11 protein-coding genes, 2 pseudogenes and 1 riboswitch are annotated in these 15,016 nt (G+C 75.1%); of the genes and pseudogenes, 9 read left to right on the top strand and 4 right to left on the bottom strand.

Annotation, left to right across the window (positions count from 1 at the left end; all coding sequences use genetic code 11):
• Window positions 1-463: 463 nt before the first annotated feature.
• A pseudogene (locus GQS09_RS11045) lies at window positions 464-832 on the bottom strand (PRC-barrel domain-containing protein); the annotation flags it as partial.
• 194 nt (window positions 833-1,026) lie between these two features.
• A riboswitch (glycine riboswitch) is annotated at window positions 1,027-1,123 on the top strand.
• A 181-nt stretch (window positions 1,124-1,304) separates the two neighbouring features.
• On the opposite strand from GQS09_RS11045, the gene gcvP reads away from it, so the two are divergent.
• Window positions 1,305-4,229, top strand: coding sequence for an aminomethyl-transferring glycine dehydrogenase (gcvP, locus tag GQS09_RS11040; RefSeq protein WP_165985843.1), 2,925 nt, complete (start codon window positions 1,305-1,307; stop codon window positions 4,227-4,229).
• A gap of 86 nt (window positions 4,230-4,315) precedes the next feature.
• On the opposite strand, the gene GQS09_RS11035 is transcribed toward gcvP, so the two are convergent.
• Window positions 4,316-4,897 carry a hypothetical protein gene (locus tag GQS09_RS11035; RefSeq protein ID WP_165985842.1) on the bottom strand — a complete coding sequence of 194 codons (582 nt, stop codon included), beginning with the start codon at window positions 4,895-4,897 and terminating at the stop codon, window positions 4,316-4,318.
• Between the two features lie 435 nt (window positions 4,898-5,332).
• Between GQS09_RS11035 and GQS09_RS11030 the strand changes: the two genes are divergently transcribed.
• From GQS09_RS11030 to GQS09_RS11020, 3 genes and pseudogenes are all read left to right on the top strand, one after another.
• Window positions 5,333-6,844, top strand: coding sequence for a glutamate--cysteine ligase (locus GQS09_RS11030; protein ID WP_165985841.1), 1,512 nt, complete (start codon window positions 5,333-5,335; stop codon window positions 6,842-6,844).
• Between the two features lie 144 nt (window positions 6,845-6,988).
• On the top strand, window positions 6,989-7,777 hold the full coding sequence (locus tag GQS09_RS11025; RefSeq protein ID WP_313896084.1) for a CPBP family intramembrane glutamic endopeptidase: 789 nt from the start codon (window positions 6,989-6,991) through the stop codon (window positions 7,775-7,777).
• A 279-nt stretch (window positions 7,778-8,056) separates the two neighbouring features.
• Window positions 8,057-8,989: pseudogene (locus tag GQS09_RS11020) on the top strand (DMT family transporter); the annotation flags it as partial.
• Here the strand turns inward: GQS09_RS11020 and GQS09_RS29330 are convergent.
• The gene (locus GQS09_RS29330) at window positions 8,981-9,709 is read right to left on the bottom strand and encodes a pyridoxamine 5'-phosphate oxidase family protein (RefSeq protein ID WP_243761297.1); all 729 of its coding nucleotides are present in this window, start codon (window positions 9,707-9,709) and stop codon (window positions 8,981-8,983) included. The pseudogene GQS09_RS11020 and the gene GQS09_RS29330 overlap by 9 nt on opposite strands.
• A 97-nt stretch (window positions 9,710-9,806) precedes the next feature.
• On the opposite strand from GQS09_RS29330, the gene GQS09_RS11015 reads away from it, so the two are divergent.
• Window positions 9,807-11,138 carry an aminotransferase class I/II-fold pyridoxal phosphate-dependent enzyme gene (locus tag GQS09_RS11015; protein ID WP_165985838.1) on the top strand — a complete coding sequence of 444 codons (1,332 nt, stop codon included), beginning with the start codon at window positions 9,807-9,809 and terminating at the stop codon, window positions 11,136-11,138.
• 82 nt (window positions 11,139-11,220) lie between these two features.
• On the opposite strand, the gene GQS09_RS11010 is transcribed toward GQS09_RS11015, so the two are convergent.
• On the bottom strand, window positions 11,221-11,715 hold the full coding sequence (locus GQS09_RS11010) for a Rieske (2Fe-2S) protein (RefSeq protein ID WP_165985837.1): 495 nt from the start codon (window positions 11,713-11,715) through the stop codon (window positions 11,221-11,223).
• Window positions 11,716-11,969: 254 nt separating this feature from the next.
• Here GQS09_RS11010 and GQS09_RS11005 point away from each other — a divergent pair, with 254 nt between their 5' ends.
• From GQS09_RS11005 to GQS09_RS10990, 4 genes are all read left to right on the top strand, one after another.
• Complete coding sequence (locus GQS09_RS11005; RefSeq protein ID WP_165985836.1) at window positions 11,970-12,797, top strand: HipA family kinase; 828 nt, start codon at window positions 11,970-11,972, stop codon at window positions 12,795-12,797.
• Window positions 12,794-13,201 (top strand): DUF3037 domain-containing protein, encoded by a 408-nt coding sequence (locus tag GQS09_RS11000; RefSeq protein WP_313896082.1) that lies wholly within the window; start codon window positions 12,794-12,796, stop codon window positions 13,199-13,201. Before GQS09_RS11005 ends, GQS09_RS11000 begins: the two co-directional genes overlap by 4 nt.
• Before the next feature lie 182 nt (window positions 13,202-13,383).
• Complete coding sequence (gene fabG, locus GQS09_RS10995; protein WP_165985835.1) at window positions 13,384-14,145, top strand: 3-oxoacyl-ACP reductase FabG; 762 nt, start codon at window positions 13,384-13,386, stop codon at window positions 14,143-14,145.
• 33 nt (window positions 14,146-14,178) lie between these two features.
• Entirely contained in the window at window positions 14,179-14,997 is an 819-nt protein-coding gene (locus tag GQS09_RS10990) for an SDR family oxidoreductase (protein ID WP_165985834.1), read from the top strand.
• Window positions 14,998-15,016 lie beyond the last annotated feature (19 nt).

The raw sequence follows: 15,016 nt of genomic DNA, 5'->3' as shown, positions 1-15,016 counted from the left end.
CCGGCGGCGGCCCGGACGAGCAGGCCCCCGGGCCCGGCCCTGGGCCCGGCACCGGCACGGGTGCCGGAACCGACGCCGGGCCCGGGGCCGCACGGCGCTGGTTCCCGGGGCAGGACGTGACGCACGACGAGTACGGACCCGGCTGGGTGCAGGGCAGCGGCCTGGGCCGGGTCACGGTGCGCTTCGAGAGACCGGACTCACCGCCCGGCCGGGTGCGCACCTTCCCCGGTCACGATCCCGCCCTGCGTCCCGCCGGGCCCCTGCCGCTGGCCCCCGGCGCGCTCGCTCAGGACCGGCCCGCGGCCCCCGGGTCGTCCGGCCCCGGTGGCCCGGAGGACCCCGGTGGCCGGGAGGGCCTGCCGCCCTCCGGGCCGGGCCGCTCCGCCGCGTCCGCCGCCTCCGGCCCGGGCGAGTAGACCGGGCCCGGGGCGTCCCCGGCCGGGCCGTGCCGGGGACGGTCCCCGCCGGCCAGCCGCCCGAAGTCCCGGTCCCGGTCCCGCTCCCCGGGCGCCGGGGCGCCGGGCACGTCCAGGCCGTAGTGGTGGTAGAGCTGAAGCTCCTGCTCGGGCGAGAGATGGCGGCCCACCCCGAAGTCCGGTGCCTGCCGGATCAGGTCCCGGTCGAAGGGCACCCGCAGCGTCTCCTCGACCAGTTCGCTGGGTTCCAGCGGGACGAAGGCGTCGCGGCTGAACAGGCCGGTACGCACGGCCGCCCATTCCGGCACCCCCGTGGCGTCGTCCAGATAGACCTCGTCGACCGTGCCGATCTTGGCCCCGTTGCGGTCCAGGGCCTTCCGGCCGATGAGGCTGCGCGGATCGATGTCGGTCTGCATGGCTCCTCCCGCTGATCGCCTCCGCTCACCACGGACCCGCCGCGGTGAGGCTCCATGCACCTACGAAACGGCACTTTGCCCGCCCCGGCCAGTCGAACGGCGGCCCGCACCGGGCCGCGGCCGGACGGAACCTCCCCGGAACACTCCCGTCGCCGGACGCAACATCCGACGCTGGTAGTCTCGAAGACGGCTGACGACCTCGTGCGGGAGAGTCCTCCGGCAGCCGGCCGGAGGCGCCGAAGGAGCAAATCCTCCCCGGAATCTCTCAGGCACCCGTACCGCACGGGCGAAGCCACTCTGGAAAGCAGAGCGGACGGCGTCGGCGGACGGCCGGTCCGGCCGCTCTCACCGACGGTGAAAGCCGGGCCCCGCACTGCGCGCCCGGTGAAGCTCTCAGGTCGTATGACAGAGGGGGAGGCCGCTTCGGCACCCGGACCGGTGCCCAGGTCACAGCGACCAGGAGGCCCTCTCGATGACAGCCCACCGCCCGCCGCACGCTCCCGACACCGCGCCGCCCGCCGGCGGCCCCGTGGCCTTCGCGTCCCGCCACATCGGCCCCGGCGCGGGCGACCAGGCCAAGATGCTGGCCCAGGTCGGATACGGCTCCCTGGACGAGCTCACCGCCGCCGCCGTGCCCGAGGCGATCCGCTCCGCCGAGGCGCTCCGGCTGCCGCCCGCCCTGGACGAGCCCGGGGCGCTGGCCGAGCTGCGCACCCTGGCCGCCCGCAACCAGGTGCTCCAGCCCATGATCGGGCTCGGCTACCACGGCACCTTCACCCCGCCGGTCATCCTGCGCAACGTCCTGGAGAACCCGGCCTGGTACACCGCCTACACCCCCTACCAGCCGGAGATCTCCCAGGGCCGGCTGGAGGCCCTGCTCAACTTCCAGACCGTGGTGGCCGACCTCACCGGGCTGCCCACCGCCGGCGCCTCCCTGCTGGACGAGGCCACCGCCGCCGCCGAGGCCATGACCCTGTCCCGGCGGGTCGGCCGGGCCCCGGGCACCGTCTACCTGGCGGACGCCGACTGCCTGCCGCAGACCCTGGCCGTGCTGCGCACCCGGGCCGAACCGCTGGGCATCGAGGTGGAGACCGCCGACCTCTCCCGGGGCGTCCCGGAGAGCGCCGCCGGACGCGGCGTCTTCGGCGTGCTGCTGCAGTACCCCGGTGCCTCCGGCGCCGTGCGCGACCTGCGCCCGGCCGTCGAGCAGGCGCACGCGCTGGGCGCGGTGGTCACGGTGGCCGCCGATCTGCTGGCCCTCACCCTGCTCACCCCGCCCGGCGAGCTGGGCGCGGACATCGCGGTGGGCTCCAGCCAGCGGTTCGGTGTGCCGCTCGGCTTCGGCGGTCCGCACGCCGGGTTCATGGCGGTGCGCGAGAAGTACACCCGCAGCCTGCCCGGCCGGCTGGTCGGGGTGTCCTACGACGCGGACGGCAGGCAGGCGTACCGGCTGGCCCTGCAGACCCGTGAGCAGCACATCCGCCGGGAGAAGGCCACCAGCAACATCTGCACCGCCCAGGTGCTGCTGGCCGTGATGGCGGGCATGTACGCCGTCTACCACGGGCCGGACGGGCTGGCCGCCATCGCCCGCCGTACCCACCGGCAGGCCGCGGTGCTCGCCGCCGGACTGCGCGCGGGAGGCGTGGAGGTGGTGCACGGCAGCTTCTTCGACACCGTCACCGCCCGGGTGCCCGGCCGGGCCGCCGCGGTCGCGGCCGCCGCCCGCGAGGCCGGCATCAACCTGCGCGTCACCGACGCCGACCACGTCGGCATCGCCTGTGACGAGACCACCCGCGAGGAGCACCTCACCGCCGTCTGGGACTCCTTCGGCATCGCCGACGACCCGGCCGTGCCGGACGCCGCCGGCCTGGCCGCCCTGGACGCCGCCACCCCCGACGCGCTGCCCGCCGCCCTCCTGCGGCGGGACGAGTACCTGACGCACCCGGTCTTCCACCGCCACCGCTCCGAGACCGCGATGCTGCGGTACCTGCGCCGGCTGGCCGACCGGGACTACGCGCTGGACCGCGGCATGATCCCGCTCGGCTCCTGCACCATGAAGCTCAACGCCACCACCGAGATGGAGCCGGTGACCTGGCCCGGCTTCGGCGGACTGCATCCCTTCGCCCCGGCCGACCAGGCCGAGGGGTATCTGTCCCTGATCCGCGAGCTGGAGGACCGGCTCGCCGAGATCACCGGCTACCACCGGGTCTCGCTCCAGCCCAACGCCGGCTCCCAGGGGGAGTTCGCCGGGCTGCTGGCGGTCCGCGCCTACCACCGGGCCAACGGCGAGCCGCAGCGCACCGTCTGCCTGATCCCGTCCTCGGCGCACGGCACCAACGCGGCCAGCGCGGTGATGGCCGGCATGAAGGTGGTCGTGGTGGCCACCGGCCGCAACGGCGACGTGGACCTGGACGACCTGCACGCCAAGATCGACAGGCACCGCGGCGAACTGGCGGTGCTGATGGTCACCTACCCCTCCACCCACGGCGTGTTCGAGGAGCACATCCGGGACATCTGCGCCGCCGTGCACGACGCGGGCGGCCAGGTCTATGTGGACGGCGCCAACCTCAACGCCCTGGTCGGCCTGGCCCGTCCGGGCCGGTTCGGTGCCGACGTGTCGCACCTGAACCTGCACAAGACCTTCTGCATCCCGCACGGCGGCGGCGGGCCGGGCGTCGGGCCGGTGGCGGTGCGCGAGCATCTCGCGCCGTATCTGCCGAATCATCCGCTGCAGCCCGCCGCCGGACCGGAGAGCGGAGTCGGACCGGTGTCGGCCGCGCCCTGGGGCTCGGCCGGCATCCTGCCCATCTCCTGGGCCTACATCCGGCTGATGGGCGCCGAGGGGCTGCGCCGGGCCACCCAGGTCGCAGTGCTCGGCGCCAACTACATCGCGCGCCGTCTGGAGCCGCACTTCCCGGTGCTCTACACCGGCCCGGGCGGCCTGGTGGCGCACGAGTGCATCATCGATCTCCGCCAGGTCACCAAGGAGACCGGGGTGACCGTGGAGGACGTGGCCAAGCGCCTGATCGACTACGGTTTCCACGCGCCCACCATGTCGTTCCCGGTGGCCGGCACCCTGATGATCGAGCCCACCGAGAGCGAGGATCTGGCCGAGCTGGACCGCTTCTGCGAGGCGATGATCGCGATCCGCACAGAGATCGACCGGGTCGCCTCGGGGGAGTGGCCGGCCGGGGACAACCCGCTGCGCAACGCACCGCACACCGCCGCGCTGCTGGCCGGCGACTGGGACCACGCCTACAGCAGGCAGGAGGCGGTCTTCCCGGCCGGTGTGGCGCCCGAGGACAAGTACTGGCCGCCGGTCCGCCGCATCGACGGCGCCTACGGCGACCGCAACCTGGTCTGCTCCTGCCCCCCGCCGGAGGAGTTCCAGGACTGACCCGGCCGCCGGGACGGTGCCGCAGGGCCTCCGGGCCCGCTCCCGTCACGGGAGCGGGCCCGGAGCCGCTGCGGGGTGCGGCCGCTTCAGCCGGCGAGCTGCTCGGCCGGCGGACTGAGCCGGCGGCTGAGCAGACCCGGCAGCGCGTCCGCCCGCATCGGCAGCCCGGGCGCGATGCCCGGTGGCGCCGGAGCCAGCGGCATCAGGACGTCTGCCGGATCGGGACGTCCCTTGGCGGCCGGCGAGGTGATGTCGCCGTGCAGCCAGAGGGTGAGCATGTAGAGCTGGGGAACCGAGAGCAGCCGCGGCTGGAGATCGGCCGGCAGCTCCTCCGCCTGGTGCAGCGCGGTTTCCGACGAGGCGATGTACGGACCTTCGCTGAAGTGCGAGAAGGTCCAGCCGTCGGCGGTCAGCCGGGCCTCGGCCGCCCCCACGGCCCGGTTGTCCCGGGCGAGCAGGAACCGCCAGGCGGTCAGCTTGGTGCGGGGGAGCGCGCCGGCGGCCGAGGGGGACGACAGCCGGTACACCGGGAGCGGCAGCACCGGGCGCAGGGACTCGGGGTCCTGGCGCAGCGCCGCCGGAAGTGGGGACATGGGGACGGGGGAGCGGAGTGCCGCGTGGATGCTGCGCTCCGCGGGGGCCGGAGCCGGGAGAAGATGCAAGGGCATGGGTGGGTCGCCTCTCACTCTGGAGACACGCGTGAGCGGATTTTATCCAGCACGTGTTCGCAGCACGTTTCCGCTAGCTGCGCCGGTCTGTTTCCACCAGACATTTTCCGGCCGAATTCGGGATATTCTCCCGGGCTTCCCGATCCGTCGGCCGAGTGACTCCTGCCACACTACCGGGCATCCTCCTTCTGTGCCGGGTAGATGCCGGGCTCCCTGGTGATGCGCGGAGTGGCAGCAGTATTCCACAGGAATATGCACATGGAAAATATGCGTCCGGTGCCGGCGGCGTGGTGCCGGTTCCCGCCCGGTGCCCGCCCCCGCCGCCGGGGCCCTCGGGCGTCCCGCAGGCGCCCTCCGGTCCCGGTGCGGCGTCAGTCCGTGCGTGTCCGGGCATGCTCGACACTGCGTTCCGGCGACGATCGGGAGGGTCCTGCCATGGGAGCAGACGTGTCCGCCGACGGGTTCGGACTGGGCGACCGGCCGCGGTTCCGCGCCAAACTGGCGCGCTGCCAGGCCGTACTGGAGCGGATGCTGGACGAGAAGTGCTTCGACCGGCCGCGGGACCTCATCGGGCTGGAGGTGGAGGTCAGCCTGGCCGACGAACGGGGCGCACCGCGCATGGTCAATGACCGTGTACTGTCAAAGATGGCCACCGCGGATTTCCAGACCGAGCTGGGAAAGTTCACCCTGGAACTGAACATGGCCCCGCGGAGCCTGACCGGCCGGGTTCTCGACGATCTCGCCGAGGAACTGCGCTTCGCCTTCGGCTATGCCGCCCGAATGGGAGCGGAATTCGACGCACGTCCGGTGCCGGTCGGCATACTGCCCACCATCACCGAGGACGATCTGCGCCTCGCGAATCTCTCCCCGGTGGACCGTTACCGGCTCCTCAACGACCAGATCATGGCCGCGCGCGGCGAACAGGTGGAACTCCGGATCACCGGCGCCGAGACCCTGCACCGCACCTTCGACTCGATAGCCCCGGAGGCCGCCTGCACCGCCGTGCAGTTCCATCTCCAGGTCACCCCCGACCGCTTCGCCGATGTGTGGAACGCCTCCCAGGCCGCCGCCGCGGCCCAGACGGCGGTGGGCGCCAACTCCCCCTTCGTGTTCGGCCACGAGCTCTGGCAGGAGTCCAGGCCGCCGCTGTTTCTCCAGGTCACCGATACCCGCCCGCCCGAGATGGCGGCCCAGGGGGTACGCCCGCGCGCATGGTTCGGGGAACGCTGGATCGATTCCCCGCACCAGCTCTTCGAGGAGAACCTCCGCTGCTTCCCGGCCCTGCTGCCGATCTGCCACGAGGAGGACCCCGAGGCCGTGCTGGCGGCCGGCGGCATCCCGGAACTGCCCGAGATGGTGCTGCACAACGGCACCGTCTACCGCTGGAACCGGCCCGTCTACGGCATCGCCCGGGGCGTGCCCCACCTGCGGGTGGAGAACCGGGTGCTGCCCACCGGACCCACGGTCACCGACATGGTGGCCAACGCCGCCTTCTACTACGGCCTGGTGCGCGCCCTCGCCGACCAGCCCGAGCCGGTCTGGCACCGGCTGCCGTTCGCCGCCGCGGCCGCCAACTTCGACCGCGCCTGCCGGGACGGCATCGAGGCCCGGCTGCTCTGGCCCCGCCGCGGGCGCGGCGCCGGCCGAGCGGCCGGCGGCCCCGCCGGACTGCCCGCGGCCGAACTCGTCCTGGAGGAGCTGCTGCCGCTGGCCGCCGCCGGGCTGGACGCCTGGGGGGTGTCCGCCGCCGACCGGGACCGCTTCCTGGGCGTCGTCGAAGGCCGGTGCCGGCACCGGATCACCGGAGCGGCCTGGCAGACTCGGACCTACCACCGGGCGGTCGCCCGCGGGGCGGACCGCCGGACGGCCCTGTCCGAGCTGGTCCGCCGCTACTGCGCGCTGGCCGCGGCCGACGAGCCGGTGCACCGCTGGCCGCTGGACGGCTGAGCCGGAGCCGGAGCGGCACCCCCGCCGCTCCGGGCCCCGCGCGCCGGCCGGTGGGCGGTGCGGGCCCGGACCGGGCCGGAGCGGAGACCCGACAGGAGGACGTGAAGGGTGCGGACCCGATCCAAGGACAGCGAGCCCCCCGGCGTGCTCGGCCCGGCCGGTGCGCCCCCGGCCCGGGTGCTGCGCAACGAACTGCTGATCGTGCTGGCCCTCTCGCTGGGCGCCAGCGCCGTCGCCTCGCTGATCCGCTTCACCGGAGTGCTCACCCGCCCCGGCGGCCTGAGCGACTACGCGGCCACCCTGAACTCCTCACGCGCCCCGGACCGCCCCTGGCTCGACCTCGCCTGGCAGCTGTTCGGCATCGCCACCGCGCTGGTGCCCGTGGTACTGGTCGCCCACCTGCTGCTGCGCGAACGGCCCGACGGCCGCGGCCCCGGCCTGCCGGCCCTCGGTTTCGACCTGCGCCGGCCCGGCTCCGACCTGGCCCGCGGGGCCCTGGTCGCCGCGGTCATCGGCGGCACCGGCCTGCTGCTCTACCTGGGCGCCCGGGCCGTGGGCGGCAACCTCACCGTGGTGCCCGAGAACCTGCCGGACGTCTGGTGGAAGATCCCGGTGCTGGTCCTCTCCGCGCTGCAGAACGCCGTGCTGGAGGAGGTCATCGTGCTCGGCTATCTGCTGCGCCGGCTCGGGCAGACCGGCTGGACCCCGGCCGCCGCCCTGCTGGCCAGCGCCCTGCTGCGCGGCAGCTACCACCTCTACCAGGGCATCGGCGGCTTCCTGGGCAACGCCGCGATGGGCGTGATCTTCGTCTGGCTCTACCGGCGCTGGGGGCGGGTCATGCCGCTGGTGGCCGCGCACGCCCTGATCGACATCGTGGCCTTCGTCGGCTACGCCCTGCTGGCCGGCCGGGTCGACTGGCTGCCCACCGCCTGAGCGGCCCGCGCCTCCGGAGGGCGTCCGGAGCCCCGCGAAGTTGTCCGGAACACGCGCTCCCGCGTAAGGTGCGCGCATGCTTCTGAGCGTTCTCCCGCCGCCGCCCGCGTAACCCGGGCGGCAGCGCGCCATTCCCGCGGCAGGCCGCCTCCGGCCGCCGCGCGCTTCGCCGTCGCCCGGTACCGGACAGCGCGACCGACCGAAGTGCGTTTCCTTCTCGCGGGAGAATTCCTCATGCATCACCGGCACCAACCGGCTTCCTCCGCCATGCCCGCGGCCATGCCCGTCGTCCGGGGGCTGGCCTTCGTCATCATCGCCGCGACCGCCTGGGGCACCGCCGGTGCCGCCGCCGCGCTGCTGTTCGACAGCAGCGGGCTGGGGCCGGTCGCCCTCACCTTCTGGCGCACCGCGGGCGGGCTGGCCCTGCTGCTCGCCCTCCGGCCGCTGCGCCGCCGCCCCGCCGCAGCCCCCGCCCCCGCCGCCCGGCGGCACACCGCCGAGCCCCTGGGCCGGCGGGTGCTGCGCATCGCCGTCATGGGCGCCGGCCTGACCGTCTTCCAGACCGCCTACTTCGCCGGTGTCCGGCACACCGGCCTCGCCGTGGCCACCGTGGTCACCCTGGGCGCCGGCCCGGTGCTGATCGCCCTGGGCGCCCGGCTGTGGATGGGCGAGCGGCTCGGCCGCGGCGGCGCCCTGGCCGTGGCCGGCGCCCTGGCCGGCCTGCTGGTCCTGGTGCTCGGCGGTGCCGGGCAGGACAGCACCGTCCGCCCCGCCGGCGTGGCCTGGGCGCTGCTCTCGGCCGTGGGCTACTCCGCGGTGACCCTCTACACCCGCCGCCTGGGCAGGGCCGGCCGGAGCGTCGACCCGTACCGGACCACGGTGTCGTCCTTCGCGGTGTGCGCGGTCCTGCTGCTGCCGCTCGCCCTGCTGGAGGGCCTGCTCCCGGGCACCGCCGGACTGGGCCGGACCCTGGTCCTGCTGGTCTATCTGGCCGCGGTGCCCACCGCCCTGGGCTACGCCCTGTACTTCGCCGGGCTGGCCGCCGTCCGGGCCGCCACCGCGTCGGTGATCGCCCTGATCGAGCCGGTGACCGCGGCCGTCATCGCGGTACTGCTGCTGGGCGAGCGGCTGACCGCCCCCACCCTGGCGGGCACCGCCGTGCTGCTGGCCGCGGTCACCGCGCTCGCCCTGGCCGAGGCCCGGTCAGGGGCGGGCGTAAGCCGTGAGGTAGTCCGGGGCAGGGCCGTCCGGCTGCGGGCCGTCGGCCGGGACGAAGGGGCCGTGCACCACGGAGACCGGGAGGACCCCGCTCCAGTGCGGGAGTGAGACGTCCTCGGGCTCCTCGCCGGGGCCGCCGCCGCGCACCTTGGCCGAGACCTCCCGCAGGTCGAGGGCGAGGACCGCGGTGGCGGCCGCCTCCTTGGGCGCGGGCGGCCGGCAGTCCGCCGCCCGGCCCGGCACCACGTGGTCCACCAGCGCGGACAGGGCCAGCAGGTGCTCCTCGGGGTCGGTCACCGGGCGGGCCACGCCGTGCACCATGACCGAGCGGTAGTTCACCGAGTGGTGGAACGCCGACTTGGCCAGCACCAGGCCGTCCACATGGGTGACCGTGACGCAGACCGGCAGGCCGTCCTCCTCGTCCTGCGGCGCGCCGTCCCGCCGCCGGTCCGGCGCCGCCGCGGCGCGCACCGGCCGGGAGCCGGTGGAGCCGTGCAGGTAGAGCCGCTCGCCGCGGCGGGCGTAGAGCGTGGGCAGCACCACGGGGGCGCCGTCGTGCAGATAGCCGAGGTGGCACAGATAGCCCTCGTCGAGCACGGCGTGCACCAGTTCGCGGTCGTAGCGTGCCCGCTCCCGCAGGCGGGTGGGCACCGTGCGGTCGGTCGGGGGGTAGGCGGGCTCGTCGCCGGCGGTGGTGGCGGTGGTGGCGGCCATGCGTGCTTTCTCTCCCTCAGGGTCGCGCCGTGCCGGGCGCCTGATGCTGTGCCCGTGATTGCACTAGTGCATAATGGATATTGCACTAGGAGGATTCATGCCGGGAGAGTACCGCATCACCGGCCGCCGTGCCGTGGATATCGCCGCCAGCGTGGAACGGGCGGTGGGCGAGGGGCACATCGCGCCGGGGCAGAGCCTGCCGCCGCTGCGGGCGCTGGCCGGCGAGCTGGCCGTCAACCCCAACACCGTGGCCGCCGCCTACCGCCTGCTGCGGGACCGCGGGGTGATCGAGACCGCGGGGCGGCGCGGCAGCCGGGTGCGCGACCGCCCGGCCAGCGCCGCCCGGGAGGCCATCCGGCCGGAGGTGCCGGCGGGCGTGCGCGATCTCTCCCAGGGCAATCCCGATCCCGCTCTGCTGCCCCGGCTGGGGGAGGCGCTGGCCGCCACGGCCGCCGGCTACGACCGCCGGCCGCTGCTCTACGGCGAGCCCGAGACCGACGCGGAACTGGCCGCGCTGGCCCGGGAGTCCTTCACCGCGGACGGCCTGCCGCCCGGCCCGGTGGCCGTCGCCTCCGGATCGCTGGACGCCATCGAGCGGGTGCTCGCCGCCCATCTGCGGCCGGGGGACGCGGTCGCCGTGGAGGATCCGGGCTGGGGCAGCCTGCTGGATCTGGTGCCCGCCCTGGGCCTGCGCCCCCGCCCGGTGGAGCTGGACGACGACGGCCCGCTGCCGCACGCGGTGGCCGGCGCGCTGCGGGACGGCGCCCGCGCCCTGGTGGTCACCGCCCGCGCGCAGAACCCCACCGGCGCCGCGCTCACCGCCGGCCGCGCACGCGGACTGCGCACCGTGCTCGCCGGGCACCCCGGCACCCTGCTCATCGAGGACGACCACGGCCACGGCATCGTGGACACGCCGCTGCACACCCTGGCCGGCGCCACCGGGCACTGGGCCGCCGTGCGTTCCGCGGCCAAGGGACTCGGGCCGGACCTGCGGGTCGCCGTGCTCACCGGCGATCCGGTCACCGTGGACCGGGTGCGGGGCCGCCAGCGGCTCGGGCCCGGCTGGGTCAGCCATCTGCTCCAGCGCACCGTCGCCGCGCTGTGGCGGTCCTGGCCGCCCGGCGCCGCACGGGCGGCCCGTTCCTACACCGCCCGGCGCACCGCCCTGCTCGGCGGGCTGGCGGCCCTGGGCGTGACCGCCCACGGGCGCAGCGGGATGAACGTCTGGATCCCGGTGGCGGACGAGACGAGTGCGGTGACCCGGCTGCTGGGCCACGGCTGGGCGGTCGCCCCCGGCGCGCGGTTCCGGGTCGCCTCGCCGCCCGGTATCCGGCTGACCGTCTCCCCGCTGGCCGAGGAGGAGATCCCGCGGGTGGCGGCGGCGGTGGCCGCGGCGGTCCGGCCGCCCGCCGCCCGCCGTTCCGCCTGATGCGGCCCCGGCGGGCACGGAAGTGGCCGCCCTCCCGGGGGGGACGGAGGGCGGCCACGCTCCGGGGGCCGGGGGCCGGCGCTCAGGCCAGGCGGATCTCCTCGCCCTCGATGCTGATGTCCTCCTCCGGCAGCGGGGCCCTGGCCGGGCTGTTCGGGGTCGGCACGCCGTCGGCGACGGCGAACATGCTGTCGTGGCAGGGGCAGATGATGTGCCCGTCGCTCACCGAACCGACCGTGCAGCCCTGGTGGGTGCAGACCGCGCTGAACGCCTTGAAGGTGCCCTCCTCGGGCTGGGTGATCACCACCTTCTCCTGCTCCAGGATCAGCCCGCCGCCGACCGGCACGTCCGACGTCCGGGCCAGTGCCTCGCCGCCCGTCTGCTCACCGCCGTCCGCCCCGCCGTCCGTGCCGGGCTCCTCGGTGCCGGTCTCCGTGCCGCCGCCGGTACCGGGGTCCTGCCCGGTGGGCGCGTCGCCGTTGCCGTCGTCCGAGCCGCAGGCGGCGAGCGTCACCGCGAGCCCGGCCGCCGCCCCGGCGGCCAGCGCGGTGCGGCGGGACGTCAGTGGTCCGGTCATGTTCACCCTCCTGATCAAGGTGTCGCCCAGTATCACACCGTGCCGGCCCGTCCCCGGGAGCGTGATGCGAAAGATCCGATAAGAACTGGGAGCAGACCGCCGCTTGTGTGGCAGCATGTGCGCCGTCCTGCGCCCACGGTGCGCACCCTTCCCGGGTGCCGCCCGGACCCCGGCGGTGCGCCGGGAACGCAGCGGACCCGGGACCGGCATCCGTCCCGGCGGTGCCCGCCCCGGCCGGCCGCTAGCCTGGGCGGATGCTCCAGGAGACCCGCGTCACCCGCTATGTGACGCCGTTGCGCGAGGGCGGCTCGCTGCCCGCGCTGGCCGAGGCGGCGGACCTCGGCACCTATGTGGTGAAGTTCACCGGCGCCGGGCAGGGCCGCAAGGCGCTGGTGGCCGAAGTGATCTGCGGCGGTCTGGCCCGGCTGCTCGGGCTGCGGGTCCCGGAGCTGGTCCGGATCCGGCTGGACGAGGCCATCGGCCGCGGCGAGCCCGACCCCGAGGTGCAGCAGCTGCTGCTGGCCAGCACCGGCCTCAACCTGGGCATGGACTACCTGCCCGGCTCCATCGGCTTCGACCCGCTCGCCTTCGAGGTCGGTGCCGCCGAGGCCGGCCGGGTGGTCTGGTTCGATGCCCTGGTCAACAACGTGGACCGCTCCTGGCGCAACCCCAATCTGCTGGTGTGGCACGGCAATCTGTGGCTGATCGACCACGGTGCCGCCCTGATCTGGCACCACAACTGGCCCTCGGCCGCGGCCGCCGCCGGGCGGCCCTTCGACGCCTCGGACCACGCGCTGGCTCCGTTCGGCCCGGACCTGGAGGCCGCCGCCGGGGAGCTGTCGCCGCTGGTCACCCCGGACCTGGTGGACCGCGCCCTGGCCGACGTGCCGGACGAGTGGCTGGCGGACGAGCCCGGCTTCGACGGGCCGGACCGGGTGCGGGACGCCTACCGCGCCGTCCTGACCGAGCGGGCGGACGGGCTGCACCGGCGGATCGTGCGCGGTGCGCCCACCACGCCCCGGCCGTCCCGGGCGCCGGAGTGGCTCACCGGGGTGCTCCCGGTGCGGGGCGGTGACCGGTGAGCGCGGCCGCCGGCGGCACCGGGCCGGTGCGGGAGGTCTTCGAGTACGCCCTGCTCCGGGTGGTGCCCCGGGTGGAGCGCGGCGAGCAGATCAACGCGGGGGTGCTGGTCTACTGCCGGAGCCGCGGTTATCTGGGTGCCCGTATCCACCTGGACGAGAACCGGCTGCGGGCGCTTGACCCGGAGGCCGATCCGGCCGCGGTGCGGGCCGCCCTGCACGCCGCCGAGTGCGTCTGCCGGGGCGGCGCCGTCGCGGGCGGCGCGGCCCGCGACGACCCGGGCCGGCGTTTCCGCTGGCTCACCGCGCCGCGCAGCACCGTGGTGCAGCCGGGGCCGGTGCACACCGGGCTGACCGCCGATCCGGAGGCCGAGGCGGACCGCCTGCTGCGGCTGCTGGTCCGCTGACCCGCGCGCCCGGCCGGCCCGGCCCGCCCCGCTGAGGCCGAGCCCACCGTTGACAGCGCCACCACCGTGCTTCTAGCGTCACGACTGCTCACTACTAAGCGGTTGCTCAGCGGTCGGGCGGCGCCCGCCGCGCCGCCGCACGCCGCACCACCGCCACACCACAAGGGGTCAAGGAGGACCACATGTCCACCACCGAGCAGCGCACCGCGATCGTCACGGGCGCCGCCCGCGGCATCGGCGCCGCCACCGCCGTGCGGCTGGCCGCCGAGGGCCGCGCCGTCGCGGTCCTCGATCTCGACGAGAAGAACTGCCGGGACACCGTGGAGCGGATCACCGCGGCCGGCGGCCGGGCACTCGCCGTCTCCTGCGACGTCTCCGACGGCGAGCAGGTCACCGCCGCCGTGGCCCGGGTCGCCGCCGAACTCGGCCCGCCCACCGTGCTGGTGAACAACGCCGGGGTGCTCCGCGACAACCTGCTGTTCAAGATGAGTGACGCCGACTGGGACACCGTGATGAGCGTGCACCTGCGCGGCGCCTTCCTGATGACCCGGGCCTGCCAGTCGCACATGGTGGACGCCGGCTTCGGCCGCATCGTCAACCTCTCCTCCAGTTCCGCGCTGGGCAACCGCGGCCAGGCCAACTACGCCGCCGCCAAGGCCGGGCTGCAGGGCTTCACCAAGACCCTGGCCAAGGAGCTGGGCAAGTTCGGCATCACCGCCAACTCGGTCGCCCCCGGCTTCATCGCCACCGAGATGACCGCGCAGACCGCGCAGCGGGTGGGCATGGGCTTCGAGGACTTCAAGAAGGCCGCGGCGGCCGCCATCCCGGTGCAGCGGGTCGGCGCGCCCGAGGACGTGGCCGGCGCCATCGCCTTCTTCACCTCCGACGAGGCCGGATTCGTCTCCGGCCAGGTGCTGTACGTGGCCGGCGGGCCGCTCGACTGACCGGCGCCGGACCCCACCACAGCGAGGACACCCATGACGGACAGCACGCACCAGAGCACGGACCACGGCCCGGACCACGGCCCCGACCAGAGCCCCGACCAGAGCCCGGACACCGGCCGGGTCGCCCTGGTCACCGGCGGCAGCCGCGGCATCGGCTACGGCATCGCCGAGGCCCTGATCGCCCGCGGCGACCGGGTCTGCATCACCGGCCGCAACGAGGAGTTGCTGCGTGAGGCCGTGGACAAGCTCGGCGCCGACCGGGCCATGGCCGTGGCCGGCCGCGCCCACGACGAGGACCACCAGGCGGCCGCGGTGGACGCGGTCATGGCCCGCTACGGCCGCATCGACTACCTGGTCAACAACGCCGGCACCAATCCCGTCTACGGCCCGCTCGCCGAGCTGGACCTGGCCGTGGTGCGGAAGATCTACGAGACCAACGTGGTCGCCGCGCTCGCCTTCGTGCAGCGCGTCTGGGCCGCCTGGCAGAAGGACAACGGCGGCGCGGTGGTCAACATCGCCTCCGTCTCCGGGCTGGGCGCCTCACCGCACATCGGCGCCTACGGCATGAGCAAGGCCGCGATGATCAACCTCACCCAGCAGCTCGCCCACGAGCTGGCGCCCCGGGTGCGGGTCAACGCCATCGCCCCGGCGGTGGTCAAGACGAGGTTCGCCGCCGCACTCTACGAGGGCCGGGAGGAGAGCGTGGTCCGCCGTTACCCGCTGGGCAGGCTGGGAACCCCGGAGGACGTCGGCGGCGCCGCCGCGTTCCTCACCTCCGAGGAGGCCGGATGGATCACCGGCCAGACCCTGGTGCTGGACGGCGGCCACCTGCTGAGCGCCGGCCTCGGCTGACCGCGGCGCGGAACCGGCG

It is taken from the genome of Streptomyces sp. YIM 98790, from assembly GCF_011421595.1.
In the GTDB taxonomy this organism is placed as follows: domain Bacteria; phylum Actinomycetota; class Actinomycetes; order Streptomycetales; family Streptomycetaceae; genus Streptomyces.
This window is presented reverse-complemented; position numbering and strand designations above follow the sequence as displayed.

Bases quoted from the DNA above. Each gene is read 5' to 3' on its own strand.
- GQS09_RS11010 (WP_165985837.1), bottom strand. From the start codon at position 11,715: ATGACCGGACCACTGACGTCCCGCCGCACCGCGCTGGCCGCCGGGGCG.
- GQS09_RS10990 (WP_165985834.1), top strand. From the start codon at position 14,179: ATGACGGACAGCACGCACCAGAGCACGGACCACGGCCCGGACCACGGC.
- GQS09_RS29330 (WP_243761297.1), bottom strand. From the start codon at position 9,709: ATGGCCGCCACCACCGCCACCACCGCCGGCGACGAGCCCGCCTACCCC.
- GQS09_RS11035 (WP_165985842.1), bottom strand. From the start codon at position 4,897: ATGCCCTTGCATCTTCTCCCGGCTCCGGCCCCCGCGGAGCGCAGCATC.
- GQS09_RS11005 (WP_165985836.1), top strand. From the start codon at position 11,970: ATGCTCCAGGAGACCCGCGTCACCCGCTATGTGACGCCGTTGCGCGAG.
- fabG (WP_165985835.1), top strand. From the start codon at position 13,384: ATGTCCACCACCGAGCAGCGCACCGCGATCGTCACGGGCGCCGCCCGC.
- gcvP (WP_165985843.1), top strand. From the start codon at position 1,305: ATGACAGCCCACCGCCCGCCGCACGCTCCCGACACCGCGCCGCCCGCC.
- GQS09_RS11015 (WP_165985838.1), top strand. From the start codon at position 9,807: ATGCCGGGAGAGTACCGCATCACCGGCCGCCGTGCCGTGGATATCGCC.
- GQS09_RS11030 (WP_165985841.1), top strand. From the start codon at position 5,333: ATGGGAGCAGACGTGTCCGCCGACGGGTTCGGACTGGGCGACCGGCCG.